Below are 21,267 nucleotides of genomic sequence, written 5' to 3' on the forward strand. Positions count from 1 at the left end.
ACCGGTGCTCAGTCCCGGTTGCCATTCAGCGTTTCCCGGGCTTCGACCTGCTCCAGCAGCGGCTCCAGTTCCGGCCAGACATTCTCCAGCAGCTGCGGCTGCGCCTCGGCCGACGGATGGATCCCGTCGTCATGCATCATCACTTCGTCGTCGGCCACGCCGTCCAGAAAGAACGGTTCGAAGGCCAGCTCGCGTTCTTCCGCCAGGTCCCGGAACACCGCCTCGAAGCGGTCCGTATACTGGGGACCGTAGTTGGGCGGAATGCGGATGCCCAGCAACAGGGTCTTCGCGCCCGCGGCGTCGATGGCATCCAGCATGGCCTCGAGGTTCTCGCGCATGGCGGCGGGCGCCAGCCCGCGCAGGCCATCATTGCCGCCCAGTTCCAGGATGACGACATCCGGCTCGACGCGTTCCAGCTCGTCCGGGAGGCGCTGCCGGCCGCCGGCCGTGGTCTCGCCGCTGATCGAGGCGTTGTGCACTCGCCAGCTGCCATCCCGCGCTTCGAGGCGATCTTCCAGCAGGGCCACCCAGCCTTCGTCCTCGCTCATGCCCCACGCCGCGCTGAGCGAATCGCCGAACACCAGCAGGCGATGGGTGTCGTCCTCCGGGGCCTTGTGGGCAGAATTCTCCTCCGGCGGGGAATTCGCGGCGAGCGGAAGACTCAACAGCAGGGCAAGATACCCAACGACCAGCAACGGGAAACGCGACATGGATGCATCCTCGCAAGCAGTACTGGAAGCCACGGACCTGCGCCAGCGGGTGGAGGGGCCCAGCGGTACGCTGGACATCCTTCGCGGCGTGTCCCTGGCGGTCAACCCGGGCGAGACGGTCGCCATCCTCGGCGCCTCCGGCTCGGGCAAGTCGACCCTTCTGGGTCTCCTCGCGGGTCTTGACGCCCCTAGTGGCGGAGAAGTTCGCCTGCTGGGCAAGACCATCAGCGAACTGGACGAGGACGGCCGCGCGGCGCTGCGCGCCGGACGGGTCGGTTTCGTGTTCCAGTCGTTCCAGCTGCTGCCGGCCCTGACCGCACTGGAAAACGTCCTCCTGCCGCTGGAGCTCAACCCGGAACACGCGCAGCAGCCGGCCGCGGAGCTGACCCGCCGCGCCCACGAGGCGCTGGAGCGCGTGGGACTGACCGAGCGCGCGCGCCACTATCCGCACCAGCTCTCCGGCGGCGAGCAGCAGCGCGTGGCGATCGCGCGCGCGATCGTCGACCGGCCGGCCATCCTGTTCGCCGACGAGCCCACCGGCAACCTCGACGGGCGCACTGGCGAGCGTATCATCGAACACCTGTTTGCCCTCACCGACGACCCCGCACCCGGTCATGTCCCCGCCGCGTTGCTGCTGGTCACCCACGACCCCGACCTGGCGCAGCGCTGCGACCGCATCATCCGCATCCAGGACGGGGTCCTGGCATGAGTCCGGCAGCCGGACTGCATCATCCGCTGCGCCAGCTGCGGGGATGGCTGCGGGGCACCCGCCAGGAGTGGCGTTCGGCCGAACTGCGGGTGCTGGCCGCCGCCCTGGTGGTGGCGGTGGCTGCGGTGGCCGCGGTGGGCTTCTTCACCGACCGCGTCGATCGCGGCATGGCCGACGAGGCGGCCTCCCTGCTGGGCGGGGACCTGTCGGTGGTCGCGCGCGACCCGATCCCCGACGAGTGGGTGGAAGAAGCCCGGGAACGTGGGCTGGAACAGGTACGCACGGCCGCCCTGCCCTCGGTGCTGTTCGGCGCGGAGGACCGCTCGCGACTGAGTTCCCTGCGCGCGGTGGGCCCCGACTGGCCGCTGGTGGGCGAGGCCCGCATCCGCGATGCCGAGGGCCGGGAACGGGCCGTCACCGAGGGACCGGAGTCCGGCGAGGCCTGGCTGGAGAGCAGCCTGCTGAACGACCTCGGTCTGGAACCGGGGGATACGGTCACCGTCGGACGCCGGGATCTGGAGATCACCGCGGTCCTGACCCTGGAACCCGACCGCGGCAGTGCGCTCACCGATCTCGCACCGCGGCTGCTGCTCGCCTACCAGGACCTGGAATCGACCGAACTGATCGGCCCCGGCAGTCGGGTGCGCTACCAGTTCCACCTGCGCGGGGCGGACAACGCGGTGGCCGGGTTCGAACAGTGGCTGGAACCACGTCTGGAATCCGGGCAGCGCGTCCAGGGCCTGGAGGACGCCAGTCCGGAGCTGCGCGCGGCGATCGAGCGCGCCGAGCGCTTCCTCGGCCTGGCGTCGCTGATGGCCGTACTCCTGGCCGGGGCCGCGATCGCGGTGGCGGCGCATCACTTTGCTCAGCGCCGTGCCGACTCGGCGGCGATCATGCGCGCCCTGGGTGCCAGCGCGCGGCGGGTGCTGGCGGTGTATTTCGGGCGTGTGCTGCTGGTCGCCCTGATCGCCTCGCTGATCGGGCTGGCCATCGGCTTCGCCGCGCAGTTCGTGCTCGCCGCCCTGCTCGGGGACTGGCTGGACGCTGATCTGCCCGCGCCCGGCCTGCGACCGGTGGTGGCCGGGCTGGGCGTCGGCCTGATCACCGCCGCCGGCTTCGCCCTGCCGGCGATGCTGCGCATCGGGCAGATCCCGCCGCTGCGGGTGCTGCGCCGCGACATCGGCCTGCCGTCGGCCTCGGTGTGGCTGTCGGGCGGGCTGGCAGTGGCGGCCTTCGGCGCCCTGCTTTGGTGGCAGGCGGCCGATGCGCAGCTCGCCCTGTGGGTCCTGCTGGGCACGGCCGGGGCCCTGCTGACCCTCGGCCTGCTGGGGGCGGCCCTGGTGCTGGCGGTACGCCCGCTGCGTGACCGCGGCGGCATCGCGCTGCGTTTCGGCCTGGCCAATCTGGCGCGACGCGGCGGGCTCAGTGCAGTGCAGCTGGTGGCCTTCAGCGTGGGCATCCTCGCGCTGCTGCTGCTGGCGATCGTGCGCGTCGATCTGCTGGAGGCCTGGGATGCCAGCATCCCCGAGGATGCGCCCAACCATTTCTACGTGAACATCCAGCCGGGGGAGCAGGACCGGCTGGCCGACCGCATGGAAGAGGCCGGCCTGGAGCGCCCGCAGATGGATCCGATGATCCGCGGCCGACTGGTCGCCATCAACGACCTGCCGGTGGGGCCCGAGGATTTCGACGACGAACGCACCCGGCGCCTGCTGGACCGCGAGTTCAACCTGTCCTACGCGGAGCAGCCACCGGAGCACAACCCGGTGGTGGAAGGTCACTGGACCCTCGACCAGCCGGATTCCGACGGGCTCTCGGTGGAGGCCGGGCTGATGGAGCGCCTGGAGCTGGAACTGGGCGACAGCCTGACCTTCCGCATCGGCGGGCGCGCGGTGCGCGGGACCATCACGAACGTGCGCGAGGTGAACTGGGACAGCTTCCGGGTGAACTTCTTCGTCACCGGCGCTCCCGCCCTGCTGGACGAGCAGCCGCGCACCTATATCACCGCGTTCCGCCTGCCGGAGGACATGCACGACGCCCAGAGCCGCTGGCTGCGCGATTTCCCGGCGGTCACCGCCATCGATGTCAGCGCGATCCTGGAGCGCGTGCGCGACATCATCGAACAGGCCACGCGCGCCGTGGAGTACGTATTCCTGTTCACCCTGGTGGCCGGGCTGACGGTGCTGTTCGCCGCGGTCCAGGCAACCCGCGACGTCCGCCGGCGCGAGGCCGCGCTGCTGCGCACCCTGGGCGCACGGCGCCGCGACATCCGCAACGCGCTGCTGGCCGAGTTCGGGACACTGGGTTTCCTCGCCGGGCTGCTGGCCGCGATCATCGCCACGGTGATCGGGGCCCTGCTGGCCTGGCAGGTGTTCGACTTCGACTACCGCGTCAACCCGATGACGTTCGTCTACGGGATCGGCGGCGGCACCCTGGGCATCGCGCTGGCCGGGTGGCTGGGAACCCGGCGGGTGCTGGATCAGGCACCGCTCACGGTGCTGCGCGGGCCGGAGTGACGCGGTGGTTCAGTGGCCGTACATCACGCCGGTATCGAGGAACCCGAACAGCACGAGGAAGGCCAGGATCCACACATAGATGGAGAACACCTTCAGGCTGGAGCGATAGAGGAAGAACAGCACCATCTTCAGCGACACCACGCCGACCACCGCAGAGACCACGAACCCGGTGATCAGCGCACTCCACGGCAGATCGCCCAGGCCGTCGTGGTTGAACACGTCCAGCGACTGCACGGCGGTGGCCGCGAGGATGGTGGGGATCGCGAGGAAGAAGCTGTATTCCGCCGCCCAGCGCCGCTTGAGCCCGCTGAACAGGCCGAACACGATGGTCATGCCGCTGCGGCTGAGCCCGGGCACCAGGGCAAAGCCCTGGGCCACGCCGATCACCGTCGCGATGCGCGGGTTCAGCTTGCGCAGCCCCAGCGGGCGCCGGCTCAGGCGGTCGGTCCACCACAGCAGCACGCCGGTCAGGGTCAGGGTCCCGGCGATCAGCACCGGATTGGCGAACACCTGCTCGAAGGCCGCCTTGAGGGTGAAGCCCACCACGGCCGTCGCGGCCACCGACAGCACGCACAGCATCCCGAGGCGGAAGTACAGCATCTCGCGCCGCGCCTCGCCGCGCCGCGCGGCCCACTGCCAGCTCTCGCGCAGGATGCCGCCGGAGAGCTGCCACAGGCTGCGGCGAAACACATAGACGATCGACACCAGCGTGCCCACATGCACCACCAGATCGAACAGGATCATCTCCGGGCTTTCGGGCGGCGGCAGTTCGTGGCCCTGGCCGATCAGCCAGTGCTGGGTGAGCACCAGGTGCGCGGTTGAACTCACCGGCACGAACATGAAAATACCCTGTACGATCCCCAGCAGGGTCGCGATCCAGATCGCCATGGCCGTTCGCTCTTGTCCGCGGGCGGGAAAGGCGCCGCAGTATACGGAAATCACACGACGAAATCGCCGGGCGCCGTCACACGCCCGCCAGGGAAGAAACCATGCATGCACCGACCCGCCACACCCCGCGCGCCGTGCGGAACCCTCGCGCCGCCACCGCCGCCCTGATCCTGCTGCTGGCCCCGGCCCTGCCGGGGGCGGCCACCGCCGACTGCCCCGCCCCGCCGGCCGACGAACGCATGGCCCTCGACGAGCTGCGCGCCGGCGCGGTGGACGAGGATCAACCCGTGGTCGCCGAGGGCACGGTCAGCGGCGTATTCCACGGCGAGGACGCGCTGGGCGGGTTCTATCTGCAGGACGACGCGACCGACCCGCCCACCGGGCTGTTCGTGTACGCCCCGGACCGCGGCGACGCCGACCTGCAACCCGGTGACCGGGTGCAGGTCCATGCCCGTTTCGGCCGCCACCACGGCCGCCCGCAGCTGTCGCGGGTGCAGGCACTGGAGCGCTGCCGGCGCGGCGAACCCCCGCAGGCCGTGACCCTGCGCCTACCGGAAGACGCCGACCGGCTGGAGGGCCTGGAGGACGTGCGCGTGCGTTTCGACCAGACCCTGACCGTCACCGCCAATCGCGAACTGGCGCGCTACGGCAGCCTGGACCTTGCCGCCGGTGGGCGCCTGCGCCACCCGGGCCAGACCGGGGAATTCGGTGATCCGGACGCCGGGGACGGGGACGGGGACCGTCGCATCGTGCTGGACGACGGCAGCTACCGCGCCCGCCCCGACCCGGTGCCGTATCTGGACAACGCCGGCACCCGCCGCGTCGGCAGTCGGGTGGACGGCCTGACCGGCATCCTGACCCACGCCTTCGATGCCCACCGCGTGCATCCGGTCCAACCGCCGCAATGGGAAGGCGGGGAACGCCCCGATCCGCCGCCCGAGCCCGGCGACGACACCCTGCGCATCGCCACCGCGAACCTCGAGAACGACTTCGTCACCCTGGGCGAGCGCGGCGCGCAGGACCCCGCCGAACGCGAACGCCAGACCGCCAAGCTGGACGCCCAGCTCGCGGGCCTGGCGATGGACGTCCTCGCATTCGTGGAACTGGAGAACCGCCCCGCCGCCGGGCGCGAGCTGCGCGAGCGGGTGGATGCCCTGGACGAGCGCACGCACATGCGCAAGGCCGCCCACCCCGACAGCGGGAGCGATGCGATCCAGGTCGGCCTGCTTTACGACCGCGAACGAGTGGAACTGCTGGACACCGCGGCCGACGGGGACTCGGTCCACCATCGCCCGCCGCTGCTGGGCTGGTTCCGTTCACGCGACGGCGGCGAACCCTTCGGCGTGGTGGCCGTGCACTTCAAGGCCAAGACCGGCTGTCCGGAGCACGGCGACATCGACCGCGGTCAGGGCTGCTGGAACCAGCGCCGCACCGAGCAGGCCGAGCGCCTGGCGGAGTGGATCGCCCGGCAGCGCGCGGCCAGACCGGACGACCCGCCGGTGATCATCGCCGGCGACCTCAACAGCTACGCCGCCGAAGACCCGCTGGCCGCCCTGCGCGCGGCCGGCAAGGAGGATCTGGTGGCCACGGCCCCGGAGAACATCCACACCTACGTGTTCCGCGGCCGCTCGGGGCAACTCGATTACCTGCTCGGCCCGGAGGCGCTGGCCGCGCGGGTCGTGGCCGCCGACACCTGGGCGGTGAACGCCGACGAACCCGTGTTCCTCGGCTTCGACGGTGCTCATCCGGCCGACGGCCCCTGGCGCGCTTCCGACCATGACCCGGTGTGGCTCGACCTGCGCCCGTAGGCCGCCAGTCAGCGATTACCGGGGGTATTGTCCACCGGCGGGACCTCGGGCCCGGGCGCCGGCTCGTCGCCGGAGACCACGCGCACCGGGAAGGGGGCGCCGGTCAGCGAACCCAGGGTGCGCTGCGGGAACGGGATCTCGATGCCGGCGTCGTCGAAGGCCTTCTTGACCGCGATGTGCATGCGATTGCGCAGGTCGAGGAAGTTTTCCCGCTTCGCCCAGACCGAGAACTGCAGTTTCAGTGCCGAGTCGCCGAATTCAAGGAAGATGAACAGCGGGCGCGGCTCCTCCAGACACAGCGGTTCGCGATCGGCCACGTCCATCAGGATCTCGCGCACCCGCACGATGTCGGCGTGGTAGGCGACGCCGATCTGCATGTCCAGACGCCGGATCGGAAAGCGCGTCAGGTTGGTCAGCTGCGACTTCACCAGGGTCTCGTTGGGTACCCGCACCATCAGGTTCTCGAAGGTACGCAGCTTGACCGACAGCATGTCGATGGACAGCACCTCGCCGGTCACGTCACCCACCCGGACCACGTCGCCCACCGCGAACGGGCGCTCGCCGATCAGGAACAGGCCCGAGATCAGGTTGGAGGCGGAGGTCTGCGAGGCAAAGCCGATGGCCACCGTCAGGATGCCCGCGGCCCCCAGCAGTACGGTCAGGTCGAAGCCCAGCTCGCGCAGGGCCGATACCCCGGCCAGCACCAGCACCAGGTAGAACCCGATGCGCCGCACCAGCATCGCCTGCTGGGCGTCCAGATGGCGTCCCGCGACCCGGATCAGGGTGCGCGACACCACCCGCGCGAGGAGTAGTCCCACCCCCAGATAGATCGCCGCGCGGACCCAGGCGAGCACCGCGTCGGCGGTCATCAGCTCCACACTGCGCGCGATCCAGGAACCCTCTTCCATCTCGCCCCCCTACTGGAACAGTGCGCTGAACGCGCGCAGGCTGAAGCGGCTGCCACCCGATTCACGCGGTTCGGCCACCCGCCGCGCGCGGGGCGACTCGGCCGGAGGCCCCTCGCCCAGCTTGACCTCGGCCAGGTCCCGTTCGGGCTCGTGCTGTACCCGCACCGCCGAAGTCCACAGGCGGCCGCGCGCGTCCGCATACACCGGCAGGCGCGGCACCGGCAGCTTGATGCGCTCCAGCAGCAGGGTGTCGCGGGCGGCGTTGTGCACCGTCAGCGGTGTCAGCACACGATGAGCGCGCTCGGGCACGTCTTCGAGAGTCATGCGCGCCTGGGTGCGGCTGGCATAGCACAGCTCGCCCTCCACCGTGTTCAGGCCGAACCAGGTATCGGAGGCGGGATACGCGGGAAACTCGTGGAGCCGGGTCTCTCCCAGCCGCAGCTGCACCCAGGCGGGCGTGCTCACATACAGGGTGACCTCGCCGCCCGCGGGCACATGGAACGGTGCCTCCGGACGACTGACGACCGGCCGGTCGGCCAGGGCCACGGCCAGCGTGGCCGTCGCCCCGCCCGGGGTGCCGGCAAACCGTCGCTGCTCCGCCGGTTTCTCGGGCACCGGCTCGCGCGCCGGGATCTCGCGCCGGAAACCGCTTTCCTCCGGATCCCGCTCGCGCGCCAGCCACAGGTCCCACTCATCGGCGCAGCGTTTCAGCCACAGGTCCAGCGGCCCGATCGCCCAGTACCCGGTGGTCCCGGGCGGCAGCTCCACTGGACCCCACCAGCCGGCATCCTCACCGGAATTGGAATGTACGCGTACGCCCATGGGACCCTCCCTCTCCGGGTCACTGTAGCGCGAAGCGGCGTGCCGCAGAAGCCGCCCGCCGCCCCGACCATTCCGCCGCACCGAATAACGGGCTCAGAACAGGTCCAGCTGCCGGTCGTCGGCCGGTCGCGCTGGTGCCGGCGGGCGAAACTGCGAGCAATCGAGATCCCCGGACCAGCGGTCCAGCCCGTGGCGGCGCCGCGCGAGGGCAAAGCGCTGTCCCAGCAGTTCGGCCCACGCCCCGGAGCCCCGCATGCGCTGGCCAAAGCTGGAATCGTAGACCCGCCCGCCGTGCGCTTCGCGCAGGCGCGCCAGCACGTGTTCCGCCTTCAACGGCTCGTGGGCCCGCAGCCACTCCTCGAACAGCCCCGCCACCTCGCGCGGCAGGCGCAGCAGTACGTAGTCGGCCGACACCGCACCGGCCTCGGCCGCCGCCTCCAGCAGGGCCTCGGTCTCGCCATCGGTCAGCACCGGGATCAGCGGGGCCACCAGCACGCTCACGGGCACGCCCGCATCCGTCAGCCGCCGGATGGTCTCCAGGCGCCGCTGCGGGGCCGCCGCGCGCGGCTCCAGACGCCGGGACAGACCGCGATCGAGGGTGGTCAGGGACACCGCCACCTGCGCCAGCCCGGCGCGCCCCATCGGCCCCAGGAGATCGAGATCGCGCTCCACCAGCGCCGACTTGGTGACGATGGACACCGGATGCGCGCTCTCCGCCAGCACCTCCAGCAGCTCGCGGGTGACCCGCCATTCCCGCTCCACCGGCTGGTAGGCATCGGTGTTGATGCCCAGCGCGACCGGTGACGGCCGGTAGTTGCGCGCACCCAGTTCGCGGCGCAGCACGGCCGCCGCGCCGGTCTTCACGTACAGCCGGCTCTCGAAGTCCAGTCCGGGCGACAGCCCCACATAGGCATGCGCCGGCCGCGCGAAACAGTAGGCGCAGCCATGTTCGCAGCCCCGATAGGGATTGATGGACAGGGTAAACGGGACATCCGGGGAGTCGTTGCGCACCAGCAGGCTGCGCGGCGTCTCCGGGGTCACTTCGGTGCGCAGCGCCGGGGCGGCTTCGTCGTCCCCGACCCAGCCGTCGTCCACGGGTTCGCGCTGCAGGGGTTCATAGCGGGCGGCCGGCCGGCTGGCGCTACCCCGGCCGCGCGGTGGCTCACTCGCCATCGAGCCTTGCGCACAGGGCCCGGAAATACCCGGACTCGGTGGCCAGCCCGGCATCGCCACCGGTGCGCCCGCGCTCGCGCGCCAGTCGGTCCAGCAGCACACGCAGACGGCGCGAATGGCGTTCCCGGCCCTCGGGGTCCTCGGCCTCGCGCAGCAGGGCCTCCACCGAGGCGATCTCGCCGCGCAGCCGGACCTCTTCCGGCACGTAGCCGGCGTTCTTCATGATGCGAAACGCCATGCGCATGTCTTCCGGCACGTCGCGGTCGTCATCCAGCTCCAGCGGCCGCCCGGCCCCGGGCAGATCATCAAACTCCCCGCGCCGCGCGGCATCGGCCAGCTGCGCCTCGATCTGCGCCTCGTTCAGCAACATGGCGTCAGACGGCACCGCCCTGCTGGGCGACCGGCAGCATCCACAGCGTCAGCGACAGCAGGATGGCCGTCAGGCTCACCCCGAAGATCGGCAGCATCATCACGCCGGCCAGTGGTTCACGCCGGAACAGCCGGATGCCCATGCCGCCCAGGCTGATCGCCCAGCCCACGGCCACGAAGAACGACAGGGCGTTGATCTCCCAGGTCCACAGGGCAATCAGGCCCAGCGGCAGGCCCAGGTTGAGTACCACCAGCCCCATCTCCTGAGAGCCCGCGGCCTTGCCGGCCGACAGGGCGTAGGCATAGGCGGCCCAGATCATCATCAGGCCGAAGCCCAGGGCACCGGCCGCGGGCGACTCCAGCGGGGCGCGCAGGATGGCCGCACCCGCCGGCTCCAGCTGCACGCCAAGCGCGATGATGGCCGCGGCCAACCCCAGGCTGATCAGCAGCCAGAACCAGAGGGTTCCGCGCTGCACTTCAGGTTCGGTCACACTGTCCCGCACGTTGACTCCTTGCGAAAACGCATTGAAAGGTTCTGTCCGGAAAGACCGCGCCAACCGCCCCGGGGTTCAAACCGGGGGCGGTGCGGACTTCACTCCGCCACCCGCCAGGCGACGGTCTCGCCCGCCCGCAGGGGTACACCCGGATCGTGTCCGAACAGGACCGCCTCGGGCACGGTCCATTCCGCGCGTTCCAGGGTGATGGAGCCGGTGTTGCGCGGCATGCCGTAAAAGTCCGCACCGTGATGGCTGGCGAAGCCCTCCAGGCGGTCCAGCGCGCCGGCCGCCGCGAAGGCCTCGGCGTACAGCTCGATGGCCGCATGCGCGGAATAGATGCCCGCGCAACCGCAGGCCGATTCCTTGGCGTGGCGCGGATGCGGTGCGGAATCGGTCCCGAGGAAGAAACGCGGGTGCCCGCTGGTCGCCGCCCGCACCAGTGCTTCCCGGTGACGCTCGCGTTTGAGGATCGGCAGGCAGAAATGATGCGGCCGCATGCCGCCGGCAAACAGCGCGTTGCGGTTGTACAGCAGGTGCTGCGGGGTGATGGTCGCGCCGACGTTGTCCGGCGCGGATTCCACGAAGGAGACCGCCGCCTCGGTCGTCACGTGTTCCAGCACGATGCGCAGCCCGGGGAAGTCGCGCACCAGGCCCTGCAGATGGCGTTCGATGAACACCGCCTCGCGGTCAAAGATGTCCACGTCCGGGTCGGTGACCTCGCCGTGGATCAAAAGCGGCAGCCCGGCCCGCTCCATCGCCTCGAACACCGGGTAGCAACGGCGGATGTCGGTGACCCCGCTGGCGGAATGCGTGGTGGCCCCCGCCGGGTACAGCTTCACCGCATGGACAAAGCCGGATTGGCGCGCCGCATCGATCATCCCGGGCGTGGTCTCCTCGGTCAGATAGAGCGTCATCAGGGGCTCGAAGTCGGCCTCGTCCGGGAGTGCCGCGAGGATGCGGTCACGGTACGCGGCTGCCGCATCCACCGAGGTCACCGGGGGCTTGAGGTTCGGCATCACGATCGCCCGGCGAAAGCGCCGCACGGTGTCCGGCAACACCGAGGCGAGGATGTCCCCGTCGCGCAGGTGCAGGTGCCAGTCGTCGGGACGGGTCAGCGTCAGGCGTTCCATCAGTAATCCTTGTCATCCAGCGAAGTGTTCGCGCAGTGCGGCCTCGCCCCGGCCGTCGACCTCCACAGTCTTGTCGCGGCCGGCCTGGCCGCTCACCACCCGCACCGAATCCGCCGGCAGCCCCAGTTCGGCCGCCAGCAGGCGTTCGACGGCCCGGTTGGCGCGCCCCTTTTCCGGCGCGGCCCGGACTCGCAGTTTGAGGGCGTCGCCCATCCAGCCCACCACCGCATCCTCGCGGGCACCGGGGGAGACGCGCAGCTTCAGTCGGGCCAGGGCCACGCGGTATCAGGCCGGACGCGTGGCCATGTAGGCGGAGAAGACCCCCAGCTGCACTTCACGGTGGACGTCCTCGAAGCCCACCGATTCCAGCGTCTCCATGATCTCCTCCGGGGGCACGCACTGGTCAATGGTTTCCCAGAAATACCGCATCAGGGTATGCCCGTCCGGATCACGTGTCAGCACACGGCTGAGAAACGGGATGAAATCGCGGAAGTAGAAACGGGCCATGACCATCTGCCGCTTCGTCCGCGGACGCGAGACCTCGAGGATCATGCAGCGACCGCCGGGCTTGAGCGCGCGAAAGTACTCCGCAAACGCCTCGCGCAGATCCCGCACGTGACGCAGACCGTAGCCCATGTACACGCGGTCGAACTGCTCGCTGGCGACGGGCAGATCCTCGGCCAGCCCCTGGATGAAGCGCGAATTCAGCTTGCCCCGCGCCACGTCGATCATCCCGCGCGAAGGATCCACGCAGGTGATGCGCTCATCGCCGGTGATCTTGCGGATCTCTTCGGCCACCGGGCCGGTCCCGGTCGCCACATCCAGCACCTCCATGTCCGGCTGCAGACCGGACTGCTTGAGCGAGTAGCGGCGATACGCCTGCCCCGTACCCAGAAAACCGAACCGCAGGATCCGGTCGTAGTAGGGTGCGGTGCGATCGAACAGGTCGTCGACGAACGCGCGCTTGTTGCTTTCGTCCCCGTAATAGTCCTTGAGGACAGGATGCGGTTTCCGCTCCGGATCGGTTTCCATCGGTTCTGCTCTCCCCTGTGCCCGGTGCCGGGCCGGCCCAACAAGCCGCGAAGTGTACCAATTCCCGGCGCGCGTCACCCCCCCTGCTCGGAGGTGGTCAGGATGTCGCGTTCGAATTCCGCCACCGGCACCGGCCGGCTGGCAAAGTAGCCCTGATAAAAATCGCAGCTCAGCGCACACAGCGCCTCCAGCTGTTCGGCGGTCTCCACGCCCTCGGCCACCACGGTCAGCCCCAGCCCGTGCGCCATCGCCACGATCGCGGTGGTGATCGACCGGTCATGCACGTCATCCTCGTGCACCACTCCGGCGATGCCGTCGACGAAGCTCTTGTCGATCTTGAGCGTGTCCACCGCGAAGCTCTTCAGCTGCGAGAGCGAGGAATAGCCCGTGCCGAAGTCATCCACCGCGAAATGCACCCCACGGTCGCGCAGCGATTCCAGGATACGACGGGCTCGCTCGGCATCCGCCATCAGCGCGGACTCGGTGATCTCCAGCTCCAGGCATTCCGGCGGCAGCCCGTGCTCGTCCAGGGTGGCGGCGACCTGTTCATCCAGCGCCATCCGTCGGAACTGCAGCGCGGACACGTTCACCGCCAGCCGGATCGGAGGATAACCCGCGTCCAGCCAGGCCCGTCCCTGCCGGATCACCTCCTGCAGGACCCAGGCGCCCAGCTCCACGATCAGGCCGGTCTTCTCCGCGACCGGGATGAAACGACCGGGCGACACGCGCCCCAGCACCGGATCGTTCCAGCGCAGCAGGGCCTCGGCCCCGATGAGGCGCCCCGTCGCGATCTCGTACTGCGGCTGGTAATGGACCTCCAGGTGGTCATGCTCCATCGCGCGGCGCAGACGTGAGCTGAGATCGATGCGCTCGCGCGCCGCCTCGGTATAGGCGTCCGAGTAGTAACGATACGACCCGCGCCCCTCTTCCTTGGCGCGCGACAGCGCGGTGCCAGCCTGCTGCAGCAGCGCCTCGGGACCGGCCCCGTGATCCGGGAACAGCGCGATCCCGACGGTCGCCACCACCTCGACCTCGACTCCGTTGCCCAGGTCACAGGGCTCGGCCAGGTGGCGGATCATGGATTCGGCAATCATGCCGGCGTCGTCCGGGTGGGCCAGATTCTCCACCACCACCGCGAATTCGTCCCCGGCCAGCCGCGCCACGGTATCGGTTCCGCGGCGCTCGCGCTGCAGCCGGATGGCCGCGCTGCGCAGCAGGGCATCGCCGGCGGCGTGGCCGTGGCTGTCATTGACGTCCTTGAAGCGGTCGAGATCCACGATCAGCAGCGCCAGCACCCCGTTGCGCCGCCGCATCAGCGAGATGCCATGGCCCAGACGTGCCAGCAGCAGGCGACGGTTGGGCAGCTCGGTCAGCGGATCATGATGCGCCAGGTAGTCCAGCTCCTCCTCCGAGGCCTTGATCCGCGAGATATCGGCGAACACCGACACGTAATGCGTGAGCCGGCCCTGCGGGTCGTGCACCGCCGTGATGCTCTGCAGCTCGGGGAACACCTCGCCGTTCTTGCGCCGATTCCAGATCTCCCCCTGCCAGTACCCGTAGAGCTCCAGCTGCCGGAACATGTTCTGGTAGAAGGTGCGATCATGCCGGCCGGACTGGAACATCTTCGGCGTACGCCCGACCACTTCGTCCTGGGTGTAGCCCATCAGCTCGGTGAACGCGCGGTTCACCGACAGGATGTGCGCCGTACTGTCGGTGATCACGACGCCCTCGCGGGTATTCTCGAACACCACCGAGGCCAGGCGCCGACGTTCTTCCTCCTCGCGCCGCCGGGTGATGTCCTCCACCGTGACCACAACACGGTCCAGGCTGCCGTCCGCATGGCGAGTACACTTCAGCGAGAGGTCTGCCACCATCACGCTGCCATCCGCCCGCAGCAGGCGCTTTTCCACGTCATAGCCGTCGCGCCGGCCTTCACGCATCTCGCGATCCAGATCGGCACCCAGGGAACGGTCCTCGGGGTGCGCAAGGCGGTCCCAGTCGAGCTTCGCCAGTTCTTCCGGCCGGTAGCCCAGCATGTCGCCCAGGCAGTCGTTGACGCGCTCCCAGCCCTGACCACCCGGCCCTGACACCGCCATGCCCACGAACGGCATGTCGAAGAACACCCGCAGCAGGCGGTCCTGTTCCGAATGCGACTGCATCAGCCGCAGGTTGCGCTGCAGCCATTGCTGACGCCCCACCAGCGCCCCGGCGCCGGCCATCAGCAGCCAGACCAGCAACAGGGCGCCGCCGGTCCATGCCGCCTGCCGATGCGCCCCGGCCACCAGGGGCGCGCGGTCCCGCTTGACCACCACCGACCAGTCATCGAGCTCGAGGCCACGCACCGCCGCCAGACGACCATTATCCTCTTCGCCCAGCGATCCGATCCGCACCGCCTCGCCGGAGCCGCCGCGCAGCAGGCGGCTCTCCACCTGCGAAAACTCCGCCGGGGGTTCCACGCGCCGGGCGGACTCACCGTCCAGCCGCATCACCACCGGCGCGCGGTCGGACGGATGACTGACCAGCCAGGTCGCCGCATCCCCGTCTTCCAGGTCGATGGCGGCCCCGAGCAGCGGTGCCAGGCGATCCAGATCGGCGGAAAACAGCACCACCGCCAGCGGTTCCGAGTTGCGATCGCCGGGATGATGCAAAGGCGCGGCCCAGTGCAGCCGGGTCGTCCCTGCGTCGTCCACGGCGTCCACGTGCGCCCGGCTGACGACTCCGCTCTGCATCGCTTCCACGCGGGCCGCTCTGGCCGCGGCGCGCTGGAAGGACTCATCCCCCGCAACCAGCAGTTCCGCGTGTTCCTCCGCCCCCAGGATCGCCACGGAGCGATAACCGTAGGCCGTCCGGATCGCCTGCAGGCGGTTCTCCAGCGTGGTGCGCGCGACCTCGGAGTCGTGGCGCTGCAACGAGCGGACAAACGCGGTGAGACCGCGCGCATCCGCCAGGATTCGAGCATCTCCGGCGCGCTCCGCCATCCACCGATCCACCAGCCCGCCCTTGAGAAAGGCGGTGGCCCGCAGTTCTTCGCGCACCTGCTGATCCGCGGTGGCCTGAGCAATATGGAACGTGCCGAAGGCGACACCACCGACCGAACCGGCGACCGCCACCGCCAGGGCAACCCAGACCCAGGGCTGGAGACCGCGCAGCCGTGTCAGACCGCGCCCGTCACGCGTCCGCGCGCCCCGACGGACCCCGAATGTCCGCATGGCCAGGTACAGCAGTCCGCCACTCACCCAGACGAAACCCAGGCCCTTCAGCAGACTGACCCGGGTCAGGCTCGCCTCGATCCCGAAGCTCCACATGAAGAGCATGTCGGACAGCGCGACCCACAGGGAGCCCGCCACGAGATAGCCGAGCGCGATCAGTGCGGCCGGTCTGAGCCGAAACACCGGAGGACGGGAAAACATCAACACCGGACACCGGCTGGAAGACAAGACACGTAAAGGAATCCCCTGTGTGAAAACCCCGGCTCTGCGGCCGGTTGAAGAATGGAAGCTTCCCCCTCGACAAGCCCCCCGGCTCGCACGCATGGTCTACGCTTGAATCAGGGGCTTCACGGGAACGGCATACGCCCTCGAGAATTTTACGCCCCCAATCCTGTCACAGTATTGAGCTGGATCAAGTCACCAACGTGCGACCATCCGAGAAGGAGCCGCCCATGGACGTCAAGAACGAGAACGGCATCGTCACGCTGACGCTGGACAAGAAAACGGCCAAAAGCATCACCGAAAACCTGACGGAACTGAACGGCGAGGTCCGCAATGGCGCCCGCGCGCTGTCTTCGGTTCTGCAGCAGGGCGTGTACGAGCTGGACAACGAGTTCCGCCAGCCGCCGCACGCATTCGACGAACATGCGCCGCGCCAGCCCTCGATCGAGGACTGAACCAGCGACTCAAACGGGAGGAATGATCATGAATCTGGTCAAGGCCGAAAACGGCGAAATCGTTATCCGCATGCCCGTCGCCGAAGCCTCGGATGCGCTGTACACCCTGCGCAACCGGGCCGACGACCTGGACGACTGCGAGGACCTGACCGAGGCCCTCGAAGCCGCCGGCGTACCCATGCCCGAAGAGGAGGATCACCGGCGCTACGAATACATGCCGCCGGTCGACTGACCCGCCGGTTACCCGGTTGCCGTGCGGGGCCGCCCCGCACGGCCGGTTTTACGACCCCTTCAGCGAATCATTGCGTCCAGCGGGTTTTCCTGCGGCAGGATCCGCATCCGGCCCTCGCGCAGCTCCTGTGCCACACCCTGCAGGCTGTGCCGTCGCGCACTCACCCCGTCAAGCGACACGAACAGGAACCGCCGCGTGACCTCCCCCCGCCATACCAGCGCCATGCGCCGCGCCTCACCGGTGGTGCGGTCGACCATCTCGTACCAGTCTCCCACCCGGGCGCGACTGGCCTCGAACACCCAGGCGTCGTCCAGATCGGTGACCAGTTCGGGATCGTCGTCCTCGTAGCGCAGATGCCGCCGATGGCGGATCCGCTCTTGCGGGTCGAACGCCTCGGCGTCCGCCGTGGCCCGCATGCGCGCAAGATGCGCCCGGCCCAGCTGCTCGACGACCCGGCGCAGCCTTTGCGCCTCGACACCGGCCTGCTCGCCCGCCGCCTTGAGCTCTGCCACCCGCGGCTGGATCTCTGCCGGCGTCGCTCCGCGACAGATCGCTTCCACCACGCCGCGGATCGCCCGGCTCACCTCCTCGTCCTCGCCGCCGTCCGCCGCCAGCAGGTCTTCCCAGGCCGCCTCCACGGAGTCCGCCGCCGTTTGCGGCAGGGAGGCCCCGGACTCCAGTACGCAGACGGTCAGCGAACGCCGTGCACGCGCCGCGCGTTCCTCGGCCTCGAAAGTCTCCGTGCGCGGCTCCTGGCGCCGGTGCCAGCGCGCGTCTTCCTCCTCGATCGCGGCCAGCCAGTCCTCCAGCAGGGCGCGCGCACCCTCCCGGTCCATGCTGTCCGCCTCGTGACGCAGGCGCTCGACCGAGTCGCGGATGCGTTGCAGATAGGCGCTCACGCCTTCTTCGCCAGCGTCTCCTTCGGCATCGTCCGCCTCCGGACTCACACGGATCCCGGTGTTGATCACGCTGCCGATCCACAGCCGCAGCGGATGGGAGCGATCCCGGAAGAACGACAGATCACGGATCACGACCCGCGCCAGCGCGAACTGCATGTCGGCGATTTCGGCCCGCACGCGCGGATTGAAACCGACCTGGCGGAAGATATGGTCGAACATCCCCTGCAGCAGGTCGAGAATGAACGGCATCAGATCCTCCTGACTGCGGGCCTGCTCCGCCGCGGCCGGCGCATTCCCGGAAGCGCCCCCCGCACCGGCATCCCCGTCCGGTCCGGAACCTGCGGGCGCACCCCCCGCTCCGGACGAGCGCGGGCCACTGCCGGTGGCCCGGGCCAGCTCCGCGGCCCAGCGGGCCCAGGCCTCGGGGGCATCCTCCGCTGACGGCATCTCCGGCCCGCCCCGGGCGGACAGCGGACCGAGATCGGCGTCCGGCGGCCGCACTTCGGAACGGCTCGCAGCGGCAGCCGTATAGGCCTGCCAGCTTGCCGAGCTTTCCCGCTCGCGCGCGCCGCCAGCCGCGGTGCCGGCTTCGGGCTCCTCGGTCACCAGGCCGCAGGCATCCACCGTTTCCACCACAAACGCCATCATCGGCGCACCGGAATCGCGCAGACAGCGCAGATAGCCCTGCATCAGGTCGAGAGTCAGCGCGGTGCGCCCGAAATACCGTTCCGCCGCCTCGATCAGTCGCTCGTACCAGTGCAGCGGCGACCACGGCGCCCAGTTGGGATGTTCGAAGCGCCGGTCCTCGCGCTGGGTCGCCGACAGCCCCGCGAGGCCCTGCCAGTCGCCATCGGCGGTCATCGCCGCACCCGGGGCGCGCGATCGGACCGGTTCAAGCGTCGCCGCCGATCGGCTGACTGCCGACCTGGATCATCCCGTCCTGCACCCGCACCGGGAAGGTCGGGATGGGGTCCTCGGCCGGCGGCGTGAGTGCCTCGCCGGTGTGCAGGTCGAATTCCGCGTCGTGCAGCGGGCAGGTGATGCAGTCGTCGTCGATCGTGCCACCCGCGATGGGGAATTCTTCGTGCGAGCAGAGGTTCTCGAGGGCAAAGTAGCGGCCATCCACGTTGAACACCGCCACTTCAGTATCCCCGGCCTCGAGCAGCCGGTGGTCTCCGGGTTCAATCGAGCCTTCCGGCCCCACGTCGATCCATTCGCTCATGTGCGTCGTCCGCTCGTTGGTCAGTGGATGGCGTTGGCGGCGGCCGTCGCCTCCGCATTCACTTCGAGCGAACGGCCACTCTCGGGATCATACGAAAACCGGCCGACCAGGCGCACTTCCTCGCCCACGTGGTCGGCGACCGCCGCATCCGGCGAAATCGCCACGCGGTTGCGCGGATGATCCTCGATCCAGTAATGCCGCGGATCATCGAAGGACTGGACGCGACCGGTCACCTCCACCATCTCGCCGTCAAACTCCGCTGCGGAGCTGCTCAGCTGATCCAGGGTCACCGGCGCCGTGGTCTCCCCGCCGCAGGCCACCAGCACCAGTCCCAGCAGTGCCCCGGCCAACGCCGGACCGGCATGACGAATCCATCCTGCTTGCATTGATTCTCTCGATTTGACAGTAAGACCACAGGTTACCCGGCGCCCCGCAAAGGCGCCCGAAACCGCCGCCGCTACAGGGTTTCGGACGGCGGCAGCGCCGGCAGTCTCAGGGTAAAGCGCCCCCCGCCGAGATCCGAATCATTCGACAGCCGGACCGAGCCCGGCGTCCCGTCCGGTGCCGTGTGCAGCTCGGCGATCATCGCGCAGAAATACAGGCCCAGTCCGGTCCGCCCGGCGCCGCGCTCCAGCATCGCCTGATCCTCGGTGGTTCGCGAACCCAGCATGGGCTCCGGAAACCCGGGACCGTCGTCTTCCACCTGCAGCCACAGCTCGCCGTCGCGCACTGCGGCCGACAGACGGATGCGAGCGTTGCAATAACGCACCGTGTTGGTCACCACGTTCTCCAGCACCGCCGTCACCAGTTCCCGATCGAGCACCCATTCCAGGTCCTCGTCGCAGTCGATTTCGGCCGTCACCCCGCTGTGATCCATCAGCGGCTTGCTGGACGCCCAGTAGTCCTCCAGCAGTTCGATCACCAGCAGCGGGCGAAAACGCGGGGTGTAGAGCCCCTGCTGGTTGCGGTACAGCGTGAGCATCTGTATCAGGCTGTCGTGCACGCGATGGGCCTCGTACTGCAGTCGCGCGATGGTCTGCTCGTCGCAGTTGCACTCGCCGGTTTCCGGGTCGCGCAACGCCTCCAGCGAATTCATCGCCATCCCCAGCGAGTTCTTCATGTCGTGGATGGAAATGGCGATGACGGTACCGAAATCGATGCTCTTCATGTCTCCCCCGGGCCGCCGTTCGATGTCCGCAGGCTCCGCGCGCGTTCGCCCTCACCTGCCTGCTCCAGCAGGTCCGGCAGCACCTCGCGCAGCGCCGGCGGCGGTGATCCGGCTGCCATGGCCGCATCCAGCTGGCCGAGCAACCCCGCGCGATCCACCGCCACACCGGCCAGCAGCAGGCGCAGGCGCGTCACCACGACCCACCAGTGCACTTCCGGATGACCGCGGTAATCACTCTCCAGGCTCTGCAGTTTGGTCCGCGCCTCGCGGGTCGCCCCGCGCGCGATCAATGCCTCCAGTTGATACGCCATGTCACCCGGATGCGGTATCTGCATCTGGGTCGCCAGGGCCATCGCATGGCGCCAGGCACGCGCGGCGCGCTCGTATTCCCCCCGGGCCAGGGCCAGCCGCCCCAGCGCCCGCTGCCGCGCCAGCGACTTGGGCGAGCGTTCCGCCGCCGCCACCAGCACGTCCAGCGCCTCGCGCTCGCGGCCGGTGCGTTCCAGCACGAACGCCAGCCGGTCATGCGCCGGCATGTAATACGGCGTTGCCGCGATGGCCGCTCGATACGCCTCCTCGGCAGCCGCAAGGTCCCCCTCGGCTTCGGCCACCTCGCCCAGACGCACCTGTGCCCAGGGCGGCGTGGTCTCGCCCGTCACCGCACGGGCGGCCTCGGCCGCCACGCCCGGCTCGCCCTCGGCCAGGGCCAGATCGCTGCGCAGGCGCTGCAGGTCGGCGGCACGCCCCTCTCCTGCTTCCAGCATGCGTTCGGCCTCGGCCCGCGCCTGTGCGAACTCGCCACGACGCCAGTACGGATCCAGCGCGCGCAGCGGATCCCGCCGCCGCAGGGCGCGCTGCAGCCGCACCACCAGCAGTTCGCGGTTGAAGGGCTTGGACAGGTAGGCATCGGGGCCGCTCTCCAGCGCCCCCATGACCATCTCGTTGCTGTTCTCGGCGGTGACCATCACGAACACCGTGGCCGGCCCGACCCAGCCCTGTTCACGGGCCCGGTCCAGTACCTGCTGGCCGTCCGGCCCGTCACCCAGGTTGTAGTCGCACAGCACGATGTCGTAGCGACGCCGTTCCAGCTTGTCCAGCGCATCCACGCCATCACGCGCGAGATCGATGTCCTCGAAGCCGGAGGTCAGCAGCATCTCGCGCAGGGTCGCCCGCATGTTGGCGAAATCGTCCACCACCAGCACCGCCAGGCGCGACAGCGGGCGCCCGGCAGAGCCGGCACGGGAAGGGGGAGCGGCGGTCGACATGCGCGCAGTGTGGCGCAGCCGACCGCCGAAACC

General features: G+C 69.6%; 21 protein-coding genes. 5 read left to right on the forward strand and 16 right to left on the reverse strand.

All coding sequences use genetic code 11. The annotated features are described in order from the left end of the window. Positions 1–8: 8 nt before the first annotated feature. Entirely contained in the window at positions 9–710 is a 702-nt protein-coding gene (locus tag F790_RS0107785; RefSeq protein WP_019591289.1) for an arylesterase, read from the reverse strand. Here F790_RS0107785 and F790_RS0107790 point away from each other — a divergent pair. Together F790_RS0107790 and F790_RS0107795 are read left to right on the forward strand one after the other, a co-directional pair. After that, the gene (locus tag F790_RS0107790; RefSeq protein ID WP_019591290.1) at positions 709–1,419 is read left to right on the forward strand and encodes an ABC transporter ATP-binding protein; all 711 of its coding nucleotides are present in this window, start codon (positions 709–711) and stop codon (positions 1,417–1,419) included. The genes F790_RS0107785 and F790_RS0107790 overlap by 2 nt on opposite strands. After that, the gene (locus F790_RS0107795) at positions 1,416–3,935 is read left to right on the forward strand and encodes an ABC transporter permease (RefSeq protein ID WP_019591291.1); all 2,520 of its coding nucleotides are present in this window, start codon (positions 1,416–1,418) and stop codon (positions 3,933–3,935) included. The genes F790_RS0107790 and F790_RS0107795 overlap by 4 nt, the downstream gene beginning before the upstream one ends. A gap of 9 nt (positions 3,936–3,944) precedes the next feature. On the opposite strand, the gene F790_RS0107800 is transcribed toward F790_RS0107795, so the two are convergent. Next, positions 3,945–4,823, reverse strand: a complete 879-nt coding sequence (locus F790_RS0107800) for an undecaprenyl-diphosphate phosphatase (RefSeq protein ID WP_019591292.1) — start codon at positions 4,821–4,823, stop codon at positions 3,945–3,947. Between the two features lie 101 nt (positions 4,824–4,924). Between F790_RS0107800 and F790_RS0107805 the strand changes: the two genes are divergently transcribed. Then, entirely contained in the window at positions 4,925–6,631 is a 1,707-nt protein-coding gene (locus F790_RS0107805) for an ExeM/NucH family extracellular endonuclease (protein ID WP_019591293.1), read from the forward strand. Between the two features lie 8 nt (positions 6,632–6,639). Here F790_RS0107805 and F790_RS0107810 read toward each other — a convergent pair whose 3' ends face one another. The 9 genes from F790_RS0107810 to F790_RS0107850 all read right to left on the reverse strand — a co-directional run bounded on the left by F790_RS0107810 (position 6,640) and on the right by F790_RS0107850 (position 15,972). After that, entirely contained in the window at positions 6,640–7,539 is a 900-nt protein-coding gene (locus F790_RS0107810; RefSeq protein ID WP_019591294.1) for a mechanosensitive ion channel family protein, read from the reverse strand. Between the two features lie 9 nt (positions 7,540–7,548). Next, positions 7,549–8,361: a hypothetical protein gene (locus tag F790_RS0107815; RefSeq protein ID WP_019591295.1), complete on the reverse strand. Its 813-nt coding sequence runs from the start codon at positions 8,359–8,361 to the stop codon at positions 7,549–7,551. A 93-nt stretch (positions 8,362–8,454) separates the two neighbouring features. Then, a complete protein-coding gene (locus F790_RS0107820) occupies positions 8,455–9,534 on the reverse strand; it encodes a PA0069 family radical SAM protein (RefSeq protein ID WP_019591296.1) in 1,080 nt (359 codons plus the stop codon). After that, entirely contained in the window at positions 9,524–9,904 is a 381-nt protein-coding gene (locus tag F790_RS0107825; protein WP_018870773.1) for a DUF1992 domain-containing protein, read from the reverse strand. Before F790_RS0107825 ends, F790_RS0107820 begins: the two co-directional genes overlap by 11 nt. 4 nt (positions 9,905–9,908) lie before the next feature. Then, entirely contained in the window at positions 9,909–10,394 is a 486-nt protein-coding gene (locus tag F790_RS0107830) for a hypothetical protein (RefSeq protein WP_024329563.1), read from the reverse strand. Between the two features lie 101 nt (positions 10,395–10,495). After that, the gene (gene pyrC, locus F790_RS0107835) at positions 10,496–11,530 is read right to left on the reverse strand and encodes a dihydroorotase (RefSeq protein ID WP_019591298.1); all 1,035 of its coding nucleotides are present in this window, start codon (positions 11,528–11,530) and stop codon (positions 10,496–10,498) included. Between the two features lie 12 nt (positions 11,531–11,542). Continuing rightward, a complete protein-coding gene (locus F790_RS0107840) occupies positions 11,543–11,809 on the reverse strand; it encodes a DUF167 domain-containing protein (RefSeq protein WP_019021960.1) in 267 nt (88 codons plus the stop codon). 6 nt (positions 11,810–11,815) lie between these two features. Beyond that, positions 11,816–12,562 (reverse strand): class I SAM-dependent methyltransferase, encoded by a 747-nt coding sequence (locus tag F790_RS0107845; protein ID WP_018870769.1) that lies wholly within the window; start codon positions 12,560–12,562, stop codon positions 11,816–11,818. 74 nt (positions 12,563–12,636) lie between these two features. After that, positions 12,637–15,972 carry a bifunctional diguanylate cyclase/phosphodiesterase gene (locus F790_RS0107850; RefSeq protein ID WP_019591299.1) on the reverse strand — a complete coding sequence of 1,112 codons (3,336 nt, stop codon included), beginning with the start codon at positions 15,970–15,972 and terminating at the stop codon, positions 12,637–12,639. 251 nt (positions 15,973–16,223) lie between these two features. Between F790_RS0107850 and F790_RS0107855 the strand changes: the two genes are divergently transcribed. After that, a complete protein-coding gene (locus tag F790_RS0107855; protein ID WP_018870767.1) occupies positions 16,224–16,448 on the forward strand; it encodes a hypothetical protein in 225 nt (74 codons plus the stop codon). 28 nt (positions 16,449–16,476) lie between these two features. Further along, entirely contained in the window at positions 16,477–16,680 is a 204-nt protein-coding gene (locus F790_RS0107860; protein WP_018946123.1) for a hypothetical protein, read from the forward strand. Between the two features lie 59 nt (positions 16,681–16,739). Here the strand turns inward: F790_RS0107860 and F790_RS0107865 are convergent, their stop codons facing one another. The 5 genes from F790_RS0107865 to F790_RS0107885 all read right to left on the reverse strand — a co-directional run bounded on the left by F790_RS0107865 (position 16,740) and on the right by F790_RS0107885 (position 21,234). Then, a complete protein-coding gene (locus F790_RS0107865) occupies positions 16,740–18,440 on the reverse strand; it encodes a DUF1631 family protein (RefSeq protein ID WP_019591300.1) in 1,701 nt (566 codons plus the stop codon). A 31-nt stretch (positions 18,441–18,471) separates the two neighbouring features. Then, a complete protein-coding gene (locus F790_RS0107870; RefSeq protein ID WP_018870764.1) occupies positions 18,472–18,801 on the reverse strand; it encodes a non-heme iron oxygenase ferredoxin subunit in 330 nt (109 codons plus the stop codon). A gap of 20 nt (positions 18,802–18,821) precedes the next feature. Further along, positions 18,822–19,151 carry a hypothetical protein gene (locus F790_RS0107875; protein ID WP_019591301.1) on the reverse strand — a complete coding sequence of 110 codons (330 nt, stop codon included), beginning with the start codon at positions 19,149–19,151 and terminating at the stop codon, positions 18,822–18,824. A gap of 107 nt (positions 19,152–19,258) precedes the next feature. Continuing rightward, the gene (locus F790_RS0107880) at positions 19,259–19,969 is read right to left on the reverse strand and encodes a sensor histidine kinase KdpD (RefSeq protein ID WP_019591302.1); all 711 of its coding nucleotides are present in this window, start codon (positions 19,967–19,969) and stop codon (positions 19,259–19,261) included. Further along, positions 19,966–21,234, reverse strand: a complete 1,269-nt coding sequence (locus tag F790_RS0107885) for a tetratricopeptide repeat-containing response regulator (RefSeq protein ID WP_019591303.1) — start codon at positions 21,232–21,234, stop codon at positions 19,966–19,968. Before F790_RS0107885 ends, F790_RS0107880 begins: the two co-directional genes overlap by 4 nt. Positions 21,235–21,267: the final 33 nt, after the last annotated feature.

The sequence above is a fragment of the Thioalkalivibrio sp. ALE20 genome (assembly GCF_000381405.1).
Lineage (GTDB): Bacteria > Pseudomonadota > Gammaproteobacteria > Ectothiorhodospirales > Ectothiorhodospiraceae > Thioalkalivibrio.